This is a genomic window from Streptomyces sp. NPDC058198 (assembly GCF_042882605.1).
Lineage (GTDB): Bacteria > Actinomycetota > Actinomycetes > Streptomycetales > Streptomycetaceae > Streptomyces.
Window position 1 is genome coordinate 76,780 of sequence record NZ_JBHVVP010000011.1, and the last position, 15,303, is coordinate 92,082.

Below are 15,303 nucleotides of genomic sequence, written 5' to 3' on the forward strand. Positions count from 1 at the left end.
TACTATTACCGGCCACATGACCATACGGCCACATCGGCAGTACGGGGGATCCACATGCGTCATTTCGGGCATATCCCGGCCGCCGCCCGGCAGCGGCTGTTCCATCAGGAGCCGTGCGAGTTCACCGCCGACTCCCCGGCCGTCCTGCTGTCGGCCGCTCTCGGCGCCACCCTCTACAGCCCGGCCACCCGGCCGCGGCTCGCCGACGATGTGGTGAAACTGGTCGGTCGCGGGGTCGTCTCCATGGTGCTGTGCCTGGAGGACTCCATCGACGACTCCGAGGTCGAGGCGGCCGAGGACAATCTGATCCGGCAGTTCGAGGACCTCGACGAGCGGGGCGACGAGACGCCGCTGCTCTTCATCCGCGTCCGGGAGCCCGATCAGATTCCGGACCTGGTGCGGCGCCTCGGTGCCTCCATTCGGCTGCTGTCCGGATTCGTACTCCCCAAATTCACCGAGGAGCGCGGGACGCTTTTCCTGGAGGCGCTCGCGGAGGCGGAAAACACGAGCGGCCGCAGGCTGTACGCGATGCCCGTGCTCGAATCGCCCGAGCTGCTGCACCTGGAGACGCGGACCGCGACGCTCACCGGGATCGCCAACGTCGTCGACAAGTACCGCGACCGGGTGCTCGCGCTGCGCCTGGGTGTCACCGACTTCTGCTCGGCGTACGGGCTGCGGCGGGCCCCCGACATGACGGCGTACGACGTACGGATCGTGGCCGGGGTCATCGCCGACGTGGTGAACGTACTGGGACGCGCCGACGGCACGGGCTTCACGATCACCGGTCCCGTCTGGGAGTACTTCCGTCTGCAGGAGCGGATGTTCAAACCGCAGCTGCGGCGCAGCCCGTTCCTCGAAGGCCGGGCCGAGGAGCTCCGTACGGCCCTGATCGAGCACGACCTCGACGGGCTGCTGCGCGAGATAGAGCTCGACCGCGCCAATGGGCTCCAGGGCAAGACCTGCATCCATCCCTCGCATGTCCCGCCCGTCCACGCGCTGTCGGTCGTCAGCCATGAGGAATTCAGCGACGCCCAGGACATCCTGCGGCCCGAGCGGGGCGGGGGCGGTGTGCTGCGCTCGGCATACACGAACAAGATGAACGAGGTGAAGCCGCACCGCGCCTGGGCCGTACGTACCCTCCATCGCGCCGAGGTCTTCGGTGTCGCGCGGGAGGACATCGGTTTCGTGGAGCTGCTCACCGCCGGCCTCGCCGAGTGACGAAGAAAGAGATCGCCAATATGACGTGGTCGGGGACATGGGTCGCTGAGCGGCTGGGAGTCGAACTCGCGGGTGGGGAGGGACTGCGGGATCTGCTCGGTCTGGCGCTGCGCCGCAACCCCAAGCGGGCCCATCTCCTTGTCTCGAATGTGCTGGGCAAGCATGTGCCGCAGCGCCCCCGGGTCGTATACGGAACAGGGGTCGAGCTCGGCGAACGCGTACGGGATCTGCTGGGCGCGGACGTGGAGCGGGCGGTGGTGCTCGGCTACGCGGAGACCGCGACCGGCCTCGGCCACTCGGTCGCCGACGGGGTGGGCCGCGCCCCGTACCTCCACTCCACGCGCCGCCCGGTCACGGGTGTCGCGGGGGCGGGAGGCTTCGAGGAGGCGCACTCGCACGCCACCTCGCATCTGCTGCTGCCGGAGGATCCCGGGCTGCTCGCCGGGGACGGCCCGCTCGTCCTCGTCGACGACGAGTTCTCCACGGGCAACACCGTCCTCAACACCATCAGCTCCCTCCACGAGCGCTATCCGCGCGCGTGGTACGTGATCGTCGCCCTGGTCGACATGCGCTCGGCGGCCGATCAGGGGCGGCTCGCGGAGTTCGCCCAGGAGATCGGGGCCCGCGTCGATCTGGTCGCCCTGGCCTCGGGCACGGTCCGGCTGCCGGACGGGGTCCTGGAGAAGGGCCAGGCGCTCGTGGCCGAGCATGAGGCGCCGGTTCTGGCAGCGGCTCCGGCGTCGGCCCAGGCACCTGCCCAGGCTGCGGCGTCGGTCCAGGCCCAGGCTGCGGCCCAGGCCCCGGCTCTTGGCGCGGTTCCGGTGCTGGAAAGCGCGGGGCCTGCGGTGCGGGATGTGATGCCGGACGGGGCGCGGGTGGCCCGGGTGGCGCTCGACTGGCCGGCCGGGCTGCCGGACGGCGGCCGCCACGGCTTCACCCCCGCCCACCGGGCCCGGCTGGAGTCCGCGCTGCCCGCCATGGCGGCCGCCGTCACCGACGAGCTGGGCGACGCCCGGCGCGTCCTGGTGCTCGGCTTCGAAGAGCTGATGTACGCCCCGCTGCGGCTGGCCGAGGAGCTGGAGCGGACCGTCGGCGCGGAGGTGCGGTACTCCACCACGACCCGGTCGCCGGTGCTGGCCGTGGACGACCCCGGATACGCGATCCGCAGCCGTCTCGTCTTCCCCGCGCACGACACCGCGGCCTTCCCGGACGGTGACGGCGCCGGCGACCGGTACGCGTACAACGTCGCGGGCGCCGGCTTCGACGCCGTGGTCGCCGTCGTGGACTCCGTGGCCGACTCCGCCGAGCTGCACGCCCCCGACGGACTGCTGGCGCAGCTCGGCGCGCACATACCGCGCATTGTGCTGACCGTCGTGCCCTCGTACCTCCCCGGGCCCTCGACTACCCCCGCATCCACGCCCGCGACCGCCTCCGCGTCCACGCCCTCGTCAACGTCTACGGCCACGCCCTCGCGTGAACCTGAACGGCAGGAACCCTCCATGCTGCCCGAACCCCTGCGCGGCCCCGCCTTCTCCTCGTACGCGCCCGACGATGTGGGCTGGCTCCTCCAGGACCTGTCCGATGTGGAGCTGGAGGCCCCGACGGAGGAGCGCGAGGAGGCGATTCAGAGCGGCGGCGCGCACTACGCCGAATCCCTTCCGGTCGAGTACCAGCCGAGCGCTCAGTACCAGCAGCTCTTCAAGTCCGCCCTGGACACCTCGGCAGCCCGTATCGCCCGGGCCGTCGGCACCGTCACCGAGACTGTGCTCGCCGAGCGGTCACCCCGCCCCGTCCTCGTCTCCCTGGCCCGCGCCGGCACGCCCGTCGGCGTCCTGATGCGGCGCTGGGCCCAGCAGCGGCGCGGACTGGACCTGCCGCACTACGCCGTCTCCATCGTGCGCGGCCGTGGTATCGACACCAACGCCCTGCGCTGGCTGGCCGCCCACCACGATCCCGCCGATGTCGTCTTCGTCGACGGCTGGACCGGCAAGGGCGCCATCACCCGCGAACTGGCCCAGGCCCTCGCCGCGTTCGACGGCTTCAACCCCGAGATCGCGGTCCTCGCCGACCCGGGCGGCTGCGTACGGACCTATGGCACCCGCGAGGACTTCCTCATCCCGTCCGCCTGTCTCAACTCGACGGTCTCCGGGCTGATTTCCCGTACCGTCCTGCGCTCCGACCTGGTCGGCCCCCATGACTTCCACGGGGCGAAGCACTACCGCGAACTGGCCGGTGCGGATGTCTCCGGCCACTTCCTGGACACCGTCGCGGCCCGCTTCGACGAGGTCGCGGACGCCGTGGACGCCGAGGTCAAGGAGCTGCTCTCGGCGGACCGCGCGCCCACCTGGGAGGGCTGGGCGGCGGTCGAGCGGATCAGCGAGGAGTACGGCATCCACGATGTGAACCTCGTCAAGCCGGGGGTGGGCGAGACGACCCGCGTCCTGCTGCGCCGGGTTCCCTGGAAGATCCTCGCCCAGCGCGACGCGGGCGCCGACCTCGACCATGTGCGGCTGCTGGCCGAACAGCGCGGAGTGCCCGTGGAGGAGGTCGACGGCCTTCCGTACACCTGTGTGGGGCTGATCCACCCCCGGTACACGCGCGGTGCGACCGGCGCCGACGGCAAGGCGGTGGCCACGCCGTGAACGCTTCCTTGCGCACTTCCCTGAACACTTCTCTGACGCCGCCGGCCCTGGTGGCCAGCGACCTCGACCGCACCCTCATCTATTCGACCGGGGCGCTCCAGCTTCCGATGCCGGACGCCGAGGCGCCACGTCTGCTCTGTGTCGAGGTGTACGAGAGCAGACCACTGTCGTATCTGACGGAGACGGCTGCCGGACTGCTCGACCGACTCGCCCGCACGACCGTCTTCGTACCGACGACCACCCGCACCCGCGAGCAGTACGGCCGGATTCATCTCCCGGGCCCCGCACCGCGGTTCGCGATCTGCGCCAACGGCGGCCATCTGCTGGTCGACGGGGTGTCCGATCCCGACTGGCACGCGCAGGTGACCGGCCGGCTGACCGACGAGTGCGCCACCCTCGCGGAAGTCCGCGCCCATCTGCTCTCCGCCGCCGACCCCGCGTGGCTCCTCAAGGAGCGGATCGCCGAGGACCTCTTCGCCTACCTCGTCGTCGACCGCGCTCTGCTGCCCGAGGGCTGGGTGAAGGAACTCGCCGAGTGGGCCGGGGGGCGCGGCTGGACCGTCTCCCTGCAGGGCCGCAAGATCTACGCCGTACCGCGGCCGCTCACCAAGAGCGCCGCGATGCGCGAGGTGGCCCGCAGGACGGGCGCCGAACTCACCCTGGCCGCGGGGGACTCGCTTCTCGACGCCGATCTGCTGCTGGCCGCCGACCGCGGCTGCCGGCCGGGCCACGGCGAACTCGCCGACACCGGCTGGAGCGCCCCGCATGTGGACGCGCTCCCGCATACGGGCGTGGCGGCGGGCGAGGAGATCCTGCGTCGCCTCACGCTCGCCGCTGACCCGCACGGCCCGGACCCGCTCGGCTGACCGCTCCCGTCGGCCGGTCGGTCAGCCGCAGCAGCCACCGCCGCAGCAGCCTCCGCCACCACCGGCCGACGGGGCGGGGCCCGGGGCGCCGCCCTTGGCCGTACCACCCACCGCCACGGTGGACAGCAGCTTCACGGTGTCGTCATGACCCACGGGACAGGACGCGGGGGCAGCGGACTCCGACATGGGGCGGCTGAGCTCAAAGGTGTCACCACAGGAGCGGCAGCGGTACTCGTAGCGAGGCATGGGCCCAGGCTATCCGGGTCCTGGCTTTCTGCGGGGCCGTCCGCCTTCCGGCTATCCGACGCCCAGGCGGCCCCTGCCGCCCTTGGCCCTGAGGCGCTGCTCGTGCTCGGCCTGCTCCGGGTGGCGGGAGCGCCAGTACGGATTGTCGTGCGGCAACCCGCCGCTCACTCTCCCGTACATCCCGAAGAACATCAGCATCACGCCCACCACAAAGCTGAACAGCACATTCTGGATATGGAAGGCGAGGAAATTGTAGGGGGTTTCCAGTAGAGCGAGATTGATGAAGCCGCTGGCGATGAAAAGGACGCCGAGGACCATATTCAGGGTCGAGGCGGTGTTTTTTCCGATGACCATGCCGATGAGGAGCAGCAGGCCCACACAGATGGAGATCACGCTCAGCGTGCCGTTGGTATTCAGGCCCGCGACCGTGGCCCCGCCGGTGTCGAAGAAGCCGATCTTGTCGATCAGCCCGAGAATCCCGAAAGCGATGAGAATCAGGCCGGTCACTCCGGCCCCGATGCGGTAGACCTGGTTGAGCCGGTGATCGACGGGCAGATGCTCGTCGAGCATGACATGTCGCCGGGTCTGGCGACGGAGCGCTTGGGTGGCCATGGACGGCCTCCTTTGGCGATACATACGTACACCCAGCATCCGCCCGCCACGCACGGGGGACAAATCAGCCGCCAGGCCCGGACCAACGCGGGAAGCGGGCCCGCGCCGGGAGCGGATCACTCGCGCGCCCGGGGTAGTCGCCGGGCCGATCAGCGCCGGGCCTGGGTAGTCGCCGTGCCCGGGTCAGCGCCGGCCCGGAGTAGTCGCCTTACCCGGGTCAGCCGCGTGCCCGGGGCAGCCGCCGACTCGGATCAGCGCCGGGCCGGGGCAGTCGCCGGGCCTGGATCAGTCGCCGTACCCGGGTCAGCCGTCCGCCTGGATCAGTCGCCGACTCGGATCAGCGCCGGGCCGGGGCGGTCGCCGTACCCGGGTCAGCGCCGGGCCGGGTAGGCCGTCGGGCCGGGCCCGGGTCAGCCGCCGTGTCCCGCCCCGCGCGCCTCGCGGATCTCCGAGACCACATGGGCGACGGCCTGCCGCACCGCCTCGGTCTCCGTCAGGAAGTGCCAGTAGTCGGGATGGCGGCCCTCCAGCGCGGCCACCGCCCGGTCCAGCCTTGCCACGGAGTCGTCCAGCGGGCGGGCATGGCGGGGCTCGGGCGTATTCCGGCCGGCCATGGCCAGCCGCTGGGCGTCCCGGATCGCGAACCGCGTGCGCTCGATCTCCTGCTGGGGATCCTTCGACACGGCGTTCAGCCGCTGGAGCCGGTCACCGGCCGCGGACACCGCCTCGTCGGTGCTGTTCAGCAGGGCCCGCGCCGTGCTGAGCAGCGCCGTGGCGTCCGCCCACCGCTGCTCCTCGCGCGCCGTGCCCGCTTCCTTCAGCTTCTCCTCGGCCTGGCGGACGCTGCCCGCCGCATCGTCGGGGACATGCTGAAGATCCTGCCAGCAGGCCGCGGTGAAGCGGCGGCGCAGCTCGCTGAGCACGGGCTCGACGGAGCCCGCGCGGTTCGTCAGGGCCTGGGCGCGGGTGCGCAGCGACACCAGCCGCCGGTCTATCTCCTGGGCGCGCTCGGGCAGCCGCTCCGCCTCGACCCGTACAGCCTCGGCGTCACGCAGCACCCGGTCGGCGCGCTGGAGTGTCTCCGGCACGCCATGCTGCCCAGCGCCCTGGTTGAGCTTGGTCAGCTCGGGACCGAGAGCGGCGAGCCGGGCGGCGAGATCGTCCGCTCGCAGTCCGGAGCCGCGCACCGCGTCGAGAGCATTAGTCGCGGAGAGGAGCGCCTGCCGCGCCCGCTCCACGGCCGGTGCGAGCCGCGCCAGTTGCGTCTCCGCCTTGTCGAGCAGCGGCCCCAGCCCCTGCTCGAAGCGGTCCAGCTCGCCCTTGATCCGGTTCAGCTCGTCCTTGGCCTTCGTCAGCTCACCGCGCGCCGTGGACATGGCAGAGGGCTCGAGGTCGTCGCGGTCCAGGTCGTGCGCGTCCACCGCGTTGATATAGCGGCTGCTCGCCTCGTCGATCCGCTGCCCCAGAGCCGCGAAACCGTCCACAGCCCGGCGGGCCCCCGGCGAGCTGTCCACCGCCGTGATGGTCTCGATCGAGATCCGCAGATCGCGCTGGGCGGTGTCCAGCTCGTAGAACGCGGCGGCCGCCGCGTCCTTCGCGGCCTGGGCATCGGCTCGCCGGCTCTCCCCGCGGCCGCCGAACCAGCGCCTCGTACCCCCGCCGGCGTAGGCCGCCGGCAGCACGGCCAGGACCAGCGGCACCGGGAGCAGCATCAGCGTGAGGAAGTCACGGACGGCACTCGCTTTCGCTTTTGCGTGCGGCTGCGCGTGTGTCGCCGTCACATCCCTCTCCCGTGCCGAGTTCGCCCTGCCTGGTTCATTCTCCCACCAGGTAGTGACGAACACACGGGCCGGTTAGTTCGCGCTTCGGATGGTGATCTTTCCGTTGTCGGTACGCGCCTTCAGCACATGGGCGCTGCTGTCGTCGGTCGGCACGTCCACGTTCACCTTGCCGTTGTCGCTCGACGCCGACACGGCGTAGGACGTTCCCGAGCCCGGCAGATCGATCGTGACCTGTCCGTTGTCCGTGCTGGTGTCCACGCTGTCGGGCACCACGGCGAGTCCGATCCGTACGGCTCCGTTGTTCGATGTCGCGGACACGGTCCTGGCGGAGATGCCCTCCGCCGTGATCGCCCCGTTGTCGCTGTCCAGGTCGAGCGGCCCGCTGGAGTCCCGTACCGTCACCGAGCCGTTGTCCGAATTGATCCGCAGCGCGGTGTCGAACCCGGAAGCGGTCACGCTCCCGTTGTCCCCCTTCACCGTCACCGCCACCCCGCGCGGCACCTTCACCTGATTCCGCGACGTACAGTCGCTCGCCACCGCGTCGCACTCGACCGCGAGCCTGAGCGTGGAGTCCGTCATCTTCCACCTGGCGTCGGGCCCGGTCCCCATGAACACCCACCCGTCGACCCGCCGGGTCACCTCGACGTCCTTCACATCGGCGGGCACCAGCTCGACCGACGCGTTCTCGGCCTCGATCGTCAGCGTCTTCCCACCGAGGGGAAACGCCCGTTTCTCGGCGGGCGCGTCCGAGGTGTCCGCGCCGCCGCACCCACTGACGCCGAGCACGATGACCACGGCCCCGCCCACGGCGAGAAGCGTACGACTGCGGTTACGGCTTGCGGCCACGGTGATCGTCCCCCAGAGAGTCGAGTCTTGACGCCCCCACCGTACGAACAGAACCCACCGAGTCCGATCCGGCGGCCCACCGTCTCCATGGTGGGGATACCCCCCGCACACCCCGTCACGACCGCCCCTCGCCCACCCCGGGATCATGAGTTTGCGGCGCTGCCCCCTCGGCCATGTACGCTGTTGCCTCATTCACGGGTGCGTAGCTCAGGGGTAGAGCGCTGCTCTTACAAAGCAGATGTCGGCGGTTCGAAACCGTCCGCGCCCACCAGTGGAAAGGCCCCCAGCCGATCATGGCTGGGGGCCTTTGACATCCACTTCTGACATCAACGGGCGCGGTCACCCACGGTCGGGACGCTGCCGCTTCAGCATGCGGTCCAGGTGACTCACGGCCTCGCGCTGCGTGTCCTGGACGACGTGGGCGTAGATGTTCATCGTCACCGCGATCTGACTGTGCCCGAGGATCTCCATCACGACGCGGGGCGCGACGCCGGCCGCGGTCAGCAGCGTCGCGCATCCGTGCCGGGCATCGTGCAGCCGGATGACACGGAGTCCGGCCGTTCCCGCGACGCGGGTGAACGAGCGATACAGGTTGCGGGGTTCGATCGGCCGGCCGGTCCGAGTGGTGAAGACGTAGCCGGTCTCCTCCCACTGGTCACCCGCGGCTTCGCGCAGGGCAGTTTGCCGCAGCCGTTCCCAGCGGAGCGGGGCGACGCAGAGGGCGGGCAGGGGGAGTGTCTGCTTCCTGCGGCGCCCCTTGGGATCATCCTCGTACGCCTCACCGCGGACACGCTGCCGCTGAGTACGGACCCGGATCTCCCGTTTGTCGAGGTCCACGTTCTCCCACCGCAGGCCGACAATCTCACCGCGACGGAAGCCGAGCGCGATGGCGAGGACGAAGGCCGCGTAGAGCGGGTCCTTTCGCGCGGCGGTGAGGAAGGCCAGGGTCTCATCGAGCGACCAGGGCGACAGATCCCGGGGCGTGGCGGACGGAGGCTCCACCAGGGTGGCCACGTTCCGCATGACCAATTCCTCACGGCAGGCGGCGGTCAGAGCCGTACGCAGTACGCGGTGAGACTCCTTGGCGGTAGCCGCGGTGGTCTTCTCCTCCAGGCGGACGAGGAAGCGCCGGACATCAGCGACGCTCAGCGATTCGAGCCGCTTCGAGCCGAGCATGGGCACGAGGTAGAGGCGGATATGCGTCTCGTACTTGGCGTAGGTCGTGCGCTTGCGGCGCGGCTTGATGATGTTCTCCAGCCAGTACGGCAGCCACTCGGAAAGCTTCGCCGACCGCGTGGGCACGGGCACGCCCTGGTCCACCTTGGCGAGCAGTTCGCGGCGCTTGGTGTCGCACTCGGCCCAGGTCTTGCCGTAGGCGAACTTGCGGGCCCGGGTGCCGTCAGGCTGGAGGACGTAGACAGCGGCTTGGTAGCGGCCGTCTTTGCGCTTGGTGATGGTGCCGGCGCCGTTGGGGTTGCGCTTGCGCTGGGGAGGCATCAGGCAGCCGCCTTGATCTCGTTGACGATGAAGTCCCGCACGGCGTCAGCGGGGATACGACGCGATCGGCCGATGGTGATCGAGACGAGCCGATGGGAGCGGATCAGGTCGTAGACCGCGGAACGTCCGAGCTTGAGCCGCGCCATGACCTCCGGCACGGTAAGCAGTTCGGCGGTGGCAGTGCTCATGCGTCGGCTCCTTCCAGAGCAAGTTGGTCCACGAGTTCGGCGCGGTGTTCGCGGGCGTGTTCGCGGTTGTGTTGGATGTCGCGGTGGATGTTGGCCGCGAGCCAGGATTCGCCGGGGGTGTGGCCGTGGCCGGCGTAGGCCCAGTGGGCGACCGTGAGGGTGGTGGCGTCGGGGTGGTCGTCCGGATTCGGCAGGCCGAGTGCTTCGCGTTGCTGGTTGGCGCGGTAGTCGGCGCGGACCTGTCGGAGGGCGCCGAGGGTGGTGGAGTAGCGGCGGGATTTGGTGGAGAAGTGGCCGCGAAAGCCGAGCATGTGGGCCCAGGCCCACAGGCGCCGGTCTGGGTAGGCGTCGTCCAGGTCTTTACAGGCGCGGATGAGGTGGCGGGTGTGGTCGGGCAGGTCGGGCAGCTTGTCGAGTTCGGCCATTTCCCCGATGCGCCGGTCCACGGTCCCGGTCGTCTCTGCTGCCTTGGTCGCGTATTTGGCGACGTAGGAGGCAACCGCCTGCTCGGTCAGGTCTTCACCGCTGCCGAAGGCGCCGATGGGCTGGACGTCGAGCTGTGTGCCCCAGCGCAGGACCCGGGCGGGGTGCTCACCGGTGGCGGGCAGGGTGACTTCGGCGCGGGCGGCGGCAGCCCGTAACGCGTCGGTGAGCAGGTCGTGCGTCGCCCAAGGCGGGGGCGGGGAGTCAGGGCCGTCGGGTCCGTCAAAGCGGATTACGGCGTGGAAGTGGATGGCGCCGCGTTTTTGGTACTCGGCAACCTTGCCGTAGGAGACGCGGAGCTGTTCCTTCAGTTCGCGTTGGGTGATGCCGGTGCGGGCGGCCAGCTCACGGGGGAGGTAGATGGTGACGTAGCGCCACAGGTGTCCGGCGTGGTTGTTCCACAGGACCGACCCTGCGTAGTCGTAGGTGTCCGGGTCGAGGGCGGTGTCGAGTTCGGGCGCGTCTTCGGCGTGGCGGGTGCCGCAGTGGCAGGGGCGGGGGCCGGGGCGGTTGTGGACGGGGCCGAAGCTGGGGGCGGTGAGGGTGGCGAAGACGCGGGGGTGTTCGCGCACGGTGTGTGGGGTGCCCTTGTTGGGGTCGCCGGTGAGGCCCGCGCGGATGAGGTGGTAGGTGTCGCCGGCGTAGGTCCAGGCGCAGGAGGGGCAGCGCGAGGCGCGGCGGTTGCCGCAGGCGACGCGGAGCCGTCCGCCGGGTTCGGTGTCGGTGGTGAAGGCGTGGAGGACGGTGCCGGTGGCGGGGTCGATGGTCTTGGTCCCGCCGGACAGGTGGATGGGGTCTGCGCATCCGCCGGTGCGGCGGATCTGGTCTTGCCAGCGGTCGAAGCCGGGGGCCCCGGCCACCCGGAGGAGGTCCCCCAGGGTGGTCGGGTCCAGGCCCGCCAGGGCGGCGGTGTCGTTCATCGGCGGCCACCGCAGGTGTTCTTGTGGTTGGTGTATTGGTCGACCAGGGCGGCGACGTTGTTGCGGCCGGTGGCGTTGGCGGTTTCTCCGCAGCCGCAGGCGTAGGAGGCGTTCGGGGTGTCGCCGTTGCGGTTGGACCAGCGGGCCGGGTCGTCGTGGTAGCGGTAGGGGGACGGGGCGTAGATGCGGATGCCGGGTGCGTCCGGGGTGGGGCTCAGGTCGGTCATGGCGGTCACCGGCCGGCGCGGACGAGGGCGGCGGCGGGGAGGGTGTGGCCGGTGCCGTTGCAGGTGCGGCAGGTGGCCGTGATGGTCTGGCGCCGGCCATCGGGAGTGTGCTGTCCGGTGGTGATGGCCACGGCGGGGAAGCCGTCGCAGTCGGGGCAGATGCGCGTCCGGGCAGGGGTGTGCTGGGGCATGATGGGGGTCTCCCTTTCGGGTCTGCGTGATCTGGAGTGGGTTGGGCGCCCGGGGCGGCGGATGTTTGGCGACGGATGCCGCCCCGGGTGTTACTTGCTGCGGTGGGGGCGCTTGAGGGTGAGGCCCACGCCGCCGGTGGCCGAGAGGACAGTGACTGTCGCGGCGGCGGCGACGTGGAGGGTGACGGCGATCATCAGGACGATGAGGGCGATGCCGCCGGTGATCGTGACGGTCAGCAGGATGGGGCCGGTGTAGTTGCGGGGCGCGGCCTGGACGATGACGATCTGTTTCGGGTCGGTGCCGGGCGGGAGCTGAGCAAGCAGGTCAGCGGGGATGTGTCCGGCGTTGAGCTGGTCTTCGGGGTAGCGCATGGGGGTCACCTCCTGTCGGGTGTGCAGCGGTGAGTACGGGCGGCGAGTTCGGCGGCGGAGCGGTCCAGGTAGTCGGCGGAGAACCCGCAGCCGGGGGCGGTGCACGCGGCGGTGTGTTTGGTGCGGCCCCGGCCGTCGTGATGGGTGCCGACCTGGACCGGACCGATACGGATCACGTCACGGAAGCGATTCGGACGCGGCATCGTCAGTCCTTCCGGGGTCGGCCGGCGGGGAAGTTCCGCATGACGAGGGCGTTCTCCTCCGGGGTGTTGCCGCAGTGGTACTCGGCTTCCTCTGCCAGGAGCGAGGCGAGCCCGGGGTGTCCGGCGTCGCGTTCCTCCTGCGCCGCTTTGAGGTACTCGGCGCGGGTGTCGAAGGTTCGAGGGTTCATCAGTCAACGTCCCTTCCAGCTAGGTGAGTTGGGCTGCGATTGCGTCTGCGAGCTGGGGCGAGACACCGAGCCGGGCCCGAAGCGTTCCGGGCTCGATCTCGTTGCCGGTTGCCGCGCGGTGGGTGTCAGCGATCTTCCGGGCGTGGTCGAGCAGAGCCGGGGGCACCGAAGGAGCGGCGATGGGCAACGGAGCCGCAGGCAATTCCGGGACTGCCGAGGCAGGCTCGGGGACGCGCTCCACGTCGATCTCGGTCACCGGGTTCAGGGCAGGTTCCGGGACCGTTTCCGGTTCGGCCGGCGGGGCGGGGTGGATGTCGTCTGCGGGTGTGGCGACGAGGTTGTGTACCTGGCGCATGAGCGCGCCGAAGGCGAGGAGCGCGGCGGAGGGGGGTACGGCGGCGACGACGTAGTGGAGTCGTGGTGCTCCGGCGCCGACGCCGGCGACGTTGAGGCCGATGGAGCCCAGTGACCCGGCGACGGTCAGGCCGATGGCCCACCAGTCCGTCACGCCCCGCAGAGCGGCCCGGAACATCAGGACTTCACCGGCGACGATGAACAGATCCAGGGTCGCGGGCCAGGCCCATGTACGGGCGTTGGAGGCGGCGAGGCCGTTGACCCGGGCCACGTCCGCGAGATGGGCGTAGGAGAGCCAAAACGCGACCGCTGTCAGGGCGAGGATCACCACTCCGGCGGTGAGGATCGCGGTCCGTTCGGCGTCCTGTTTCGTCATCACGGAGTCCTTTTCGGTCAGGAGTTGCCGGCAGCGGTGCCGGTGCCGAAGCAGGCCAGGCAGAACCCGTCCTGTTCCCCGACCGGGCGATGCCGGCGGCCAACGCGGACAGTGACGGAGACCTGTCCCGAGCCCTTGCACACCTCGCACGCGGCGGGCCGGGCGGGTGCCGTCTTCGAGGCGGTGCGAGGGGTGATGGTCTTCCGGGCCATGGCGGTGATTCCTTCCGGTTCCAGGCATGGGCGGGGTAGGGACCTGGCGCGAGACGGTCACGCCGACCGGTAGAGCGAGGAGGGTGTTACTCGGCCACCGGGACCGGTGTGACCAGCGGCGGAACCGTCACCGGGGCCGATTCGACGGGCAGGGCCGGGCGGTACGGCGCGAGAGCGGCGATACGGGGAGTGAGATGGGCGTACTGGCGGCAGATCGCCGTAGCTTCGGCCGGCGTCATCTCGGGCGTGCGGATACGGGACCAGCCACCGGAGGAGTCACCAGCCACCGCGACCCCGGGACGATCGGCCGGGATGAGAGTGACAGCGGCAACCGCGTCGGGCGCGATGTCGCCCAAGCCCATGTCGGCGGTCTGCTTGTCGTTGACGCGATGCACCACACGCCCCGTGAGCTGGGCACGGAGCATCGTGGCGCCCTTGCCCAGTTCCGAGCCGAAGCGCTGCCCGCAGATCTCCAGATAGATACCGACCGCGCGGGCCATCTGCGCGAGCCGCACCATCTGCTGGACCATCCGGTCCCGGCGTTCCTCATCCTTCTTCGCGGACGTGAGGAACAGCTCCGCAGCCTCATCCACCACGGTCACCACCGGCACCGGCCGCACATCCTCCGGCAGGTCCCACAGGTCGGAGACGCCATGCTCACTCAGGAGGTCGAAGCGGGAATCCATCAGGTCCACCAGCACATCCAGCAGCCCGGACGCCTCATCGGGAGTCGTCGCCAGGGCCGACAGGCGGGGCGCGTAAGAGCGCTGTTCCACCCCGCGTTTGCAGTCGATCCCGACCACGGCGACCGGCAGTTTCGCCAGGCCCGCTATCAGATTGCGCTGATACATCGACTTGCCCGACTGATTCGCCCCCAAAGTCAGAGCGTGAGGCACCTTCTGGTAGTCACGGACGAAGACCGAGCCGTCCTCGCGCACCGCCACCGGCACCACCATCGGGCCGGACGGGACCCGGCGCGGCATCCGCACCCGGCGCAGCACGTCATACCCGGTCATCCGCAGTTCCACGAACCCGGGCTTGGTCTCTGCCACGGTCACGGAGTGGACGCCCCAGGCGTGCCGCAACCGCTGCGAGGCGGCAGCCACGTCGGCGGGCTCCAGGCCGGCGGGAAGCCGCAGCGTCACCCGCATCCCCGTCGAGGAACCCCGCACCCGGCGGACCTTCGGCGGGACCGGCTGCACATCCTGCCGGCGGGCCACGGTACGGACCATGAACGCCCGCAGGCGAGACGGCTGCACCGTCAACCCACACACATCCATCGTCGACCGATACGTAGCCTGAAAACGCACCCGAGCAACCGGCAGACCTACCAGCGACCAGTACACACGCGGGGCGCGCACCTTCGCGTAGCCGAGACCACCAGCAGCCGCTAACGCCCCAGTCGCCTCCACCACCGTCACCAGATCCGACATCGTCAGACCCCCGACGTGATCGCGACCGCACGGAAGCTGATCCCGTGCCGCGCCTGACCATTGAACGTGTTCTCCCAGTCCCGCGCCCGCAGGCCGATCACCGACACCGGCGTCCCCGGCACCAGATCCGCCGGGAGACCCGTCTCCGGCACCGTCACCTGGTAGAGATTCCCCTCACCCTCATCCGAGATCAGCAGACCCACCGTCGACAGAGCCGCACCGGTCTCCCGGTCCATCGCCCGCTCACCGGTCTGCTTGTTCGCAAGCTTGGGCGCCGGCGCAGTCGCCACGAACACCACAGCAGTCGAGACATCAATCTTGAAGGACGGCATTCCATCTCCTCTAAAAGAGATCCGCTCCTGCACTCATGTACAGGAGTGATAGTTAGAAGAGTGCCTGACTCCTGTACATGAGTCAACCCGCCACCAGAAAGAATCTTGTGACGGGT

General features: G+C 70.2%; 19 protein-coding genes and 1 tRNA gene. 4 read left to right on the forward strand and 16 right to left on the reverse strand.

Features of this window, described 5'->3' with window-relative positions; genetic code table 11:
• The first annotated feature begins 54 nt into the window (after window positions 1-54).
• From ACFVWW_RS27835 to ACFVWW_RS27845, 3 genes are read left to right on the forward strand one after another with little or no spacing between them, the layout of a single operon-like run.
• Window positions 55-1,218: an HpcH/HpaI aldolase/citrate lyase family protein gene (locus ACFVWW_RS27835; protein WP_386877476.1), complete on the forward strand. Its 1,164-nt coding sequence runs from the start codon at window positions 55-57 to the stop codon at window positions 1,216-1,218.
• 20 nt (window positions 1,219-1,238) lie between these two features.
• Window positions 1,239-3,860 carry a phosphoribosyltransferase gene (locus ACFVWW_RS27840; protein ID WP_386877716.1) on the forward strand — a complete coding sequence of 874 codons (2,622 nt, stop codon included), beginning with the start codon at window positions 1,239-1,241 and terminating at the stop codon, window positions 3,858-3,860.
• Window positions 3,857-4,726 (forward strand): HAD family hydrolase, encoded by an 870-nt coding sequence (locus ACFVWW_RS27845; RefSeq protein WP_386877475.1) that lies wholly within the window; start codon window positions 3,857-3,859, stop codon window positions 4,724-4,726. Before ACFVWW_RS27840 ends, ACFVWW_RS27845 begins: the two co-directional genes overlap by 4 nt.
• A gap of 21 nt (window positions 4,727-4,747) precedes the next feature.
• Here ACFVWW_RS27845 and ACFVWW_RS27850 read toward each other — a convergent pair whose 3' ends face one another.
• The 4 genes from ACFVWW_RS27850 to ACFVWW_RS27865 all read right to left on the reverse strand — a co-directional run bounded on the left by ACFVWW_RS27850 (window position 4,748) and on the right by ACFVWW_RS27865 (window position 8,211).
• Window positions 4,748-4,972 carry a zinc ribbon domain-containing protein gene (locus ACFVWW_RS27850; RefSeq protein ID WP_384331681.1) on the reverse strand — a complete coding sequence of 75 codons (225 nt, stop codon included), beginning with the start codon at window positions 4,970-4,972 and terminating at the stop codon, window positions 4,748-4,750.
• A gap of 51 nt (window positions 4,973-5,023) precedes the next feature.
• Window positions 5,024-5,584, reverse strand: coding sequence for a DUF4383 domain-containing protein (locus ACFVWW_RS27855; protein ID WP_384183829.1), 561 nt, complete (start codon window positions 5,582-5,584; stop codon window positions 5,024-5,026).
• Between the two features lie 410 nt (window positions 5,585-5,994).
• Window positions 5,995-7,365 carry a hypothetical protein gene (locus ACFVWW_RS27860; protein ID WP_384183826.1) on the reverse strand — a complete coding sequence of 457 codons (1,371 nt, stop codon included), beginning with the start codon at window positions 7,363-7,365 and terminating at the stop codon, window positions 5,995-5,997.
• Between the two features lie 72 nt (window positions 7,366-7,437).
• Window positions 7,438-8,211 carry a DUF4097 family beta strand repeat-containing protein gene (locus tag ACFVWW_RS27865; protein ID WP_386877474.1) on the reverse strand — a complete coding sequence of 258 codons (774 nt, stop codon included), beginning with the start codon at window positions 8,209-8,211 and terminating at the stop codon, window positions 7,438-7,440.
• Window positions 8,212-8,407: 196 nt separating this feature from the next.
• Here ACFVWW_RS27865 and ACFVWW_RS27870 point away from each other — a divergent pair.
• Window positions 8,408-8,482, forward strand: a tRNA-Val gene (locus tag ACFVWW_RS27870).
• Between the two features lie 68 nt (window positions 8,483-8,550).
• On the opposite strand, the gene ACFVWW_RS27875 is transcribed toward ACFVWW_RS27870, so the two are convergent.
• From ACFVWW_RS27875 to ACFVWW_RS27930, 12 genes are all read right to left on the reverse strand, one after another.
• A complete protein-coding gene (locus tag ACFVWW_RS27875) occupies window positions 8,551-9,708 on the reverse strand; it encodes a tyrosine-type recombinase/integrase (protein WP_386877473.1) in 1,158 nt (385 codons plus the stop codon).
• The gene (locus tag ACFVWW_RS27880; RefSeq protein WP_386877472.1) at window positions 9,708-9,896 is read right to left on the reverse strand and encodes a helix-turn-helix domain-containing protein; all 189 of its coding nucleotides are present in this window, start codon (window positions 9,894-9,896) and stop codon (window positions 9,708-9,710) included. Before ACFVWW_RS27880 ends, ACFVWW_RS27875 begins: the two co-directional genes overlap by 1 nt.
• Window positions 9,893-11,299 (reverse strand): replication initiator protein RepSA, encoded by a 1,407-nt coding sequence (gene repSA / locus ACFVWW_RS27885; protein ID WP_386877471.1) that lies wholly within the window; start codon window positions 11,297-11,299, stop codon window positions 9,893-9,895. Before repSA ends, ACFVWW_RS27880 begins: the two co-directional genes overlap by 4 nt.
• Window positions 11,296-11,526 (reverse strand): hypothetical protein, encoded by a 231-nt coding sequence (locus ACFVWW_RS27890; protein WP_386877470.1) that lies wholly within the window; start codon window positions 11,524-11,526, stop codon window positions 11,296-11,298. The genes repSA and ACFVWW_RS27890 overlap by 4 nt, the downstream gene beginning before the upstream one ends.
• A gap of 5 nt (window positions 11,527-11,531) precedes the next feature.
• Window positions 11,532-11,717, reverse strand: a complete 186-nt coding sequence (locus ACFVWW_RS27895) for a hypothetical protein (protein WP_386877469.1) — start codon at window positions 11,715-11,717, stop codon at window positions 11,532-11,534.
• 90 nt (window positions 11,718-11,807) lie between these two features.
• Complete coding sequence (locus ACFVWW_RS27900) at window positions 11,808-12,089, reverse strand: hypothetical protein (RefSeq protein WP_386877468.1); 282 nt, start codon at window positions 12,087-12,089, stop codon at window positions 11,808-11,810.
• A 5-nt stretch (window positions 12,090-12,094) separates the two neighbouring features.
• Window positions 12,095-12,292: a mobile element transfer protein gene (locus ACFVWW_RS27905; RefSeq protein WP_386877467.1), complete on the reverse strand. Its 198-nt coding sequence runs from the start codon at window positions 12,290-12,292 to the stop codon at window positions 12,095-12,097.
• A gap of 2 nt (window positions 12,293-12,294) precedes the next feature.
• The gene (locus ACFVWW_RS27910) at window positions 12,295-12,480 is read right to left on the reverse strand and encodes a hypothetical protein (RefSeq protein WP_386877466.1); all 186 of its coding nucleotides are present in this window, start codon (window positions 12,478-12,480) and stop codon (window positions 12,295-12,297) included.
• 19 nt (window positions 12,481-12,499) lie between these two features.
• Complete coding sequence (locus ACFVWW_RS27915) at window positions 12,500-13,210, reverse strand: DUF2637 domain-containing protein (protein WP_386877465.1); 711 nt, start codon at window positions 13,208-13,210, stop codon at window positions 12,500-12,502.
• A gap of 17 nt (window positions 13,211-13,227) precedes the next feature.
• Window positions 13,228-13,422 (reverse strand): hypothetical protein, encoded by a 195-nt coding sequence (locus tag ACFVWW_RS27920; RefSeq protein WP_386877464.1) that lies wholly within the window; start codon window positions 13,420-13,422, stop codon window positions 13,228-13,230.
• An 86-nt stretch (window positions 13,423-13,508) separates the two neighbouring features.
• Window positions 13,509-14,855: an FtsK/SpoIIIE domain-containing protein gene (locus ACFVWW_RS27925; protein WP_386877463.1), complete on the reverse strand. Its 1,347-nt coding sequence runs from the start codon at window positions 14,853-14,855 to the stop codon at window positions 13,509-13,511.
• A 2-nt stretch (window positions 14,856-14,857) separates the two neighbouring features.
• Window positions 14,858-15,187 carry a hypothetical protein gene (locus ACFVWW_RS27930; RefSeq protein WP_386877715.1) on the reverse strand — a complete coding sequence of 110 codons (330 nt, stop codon included), beginning with the start codon at window positions 15,185-15,187 and terminating at the stop codon, window positions 14,858-14,860.
• Window positions 15,188-15,303 lie beyond the last annotated feature (116 nt).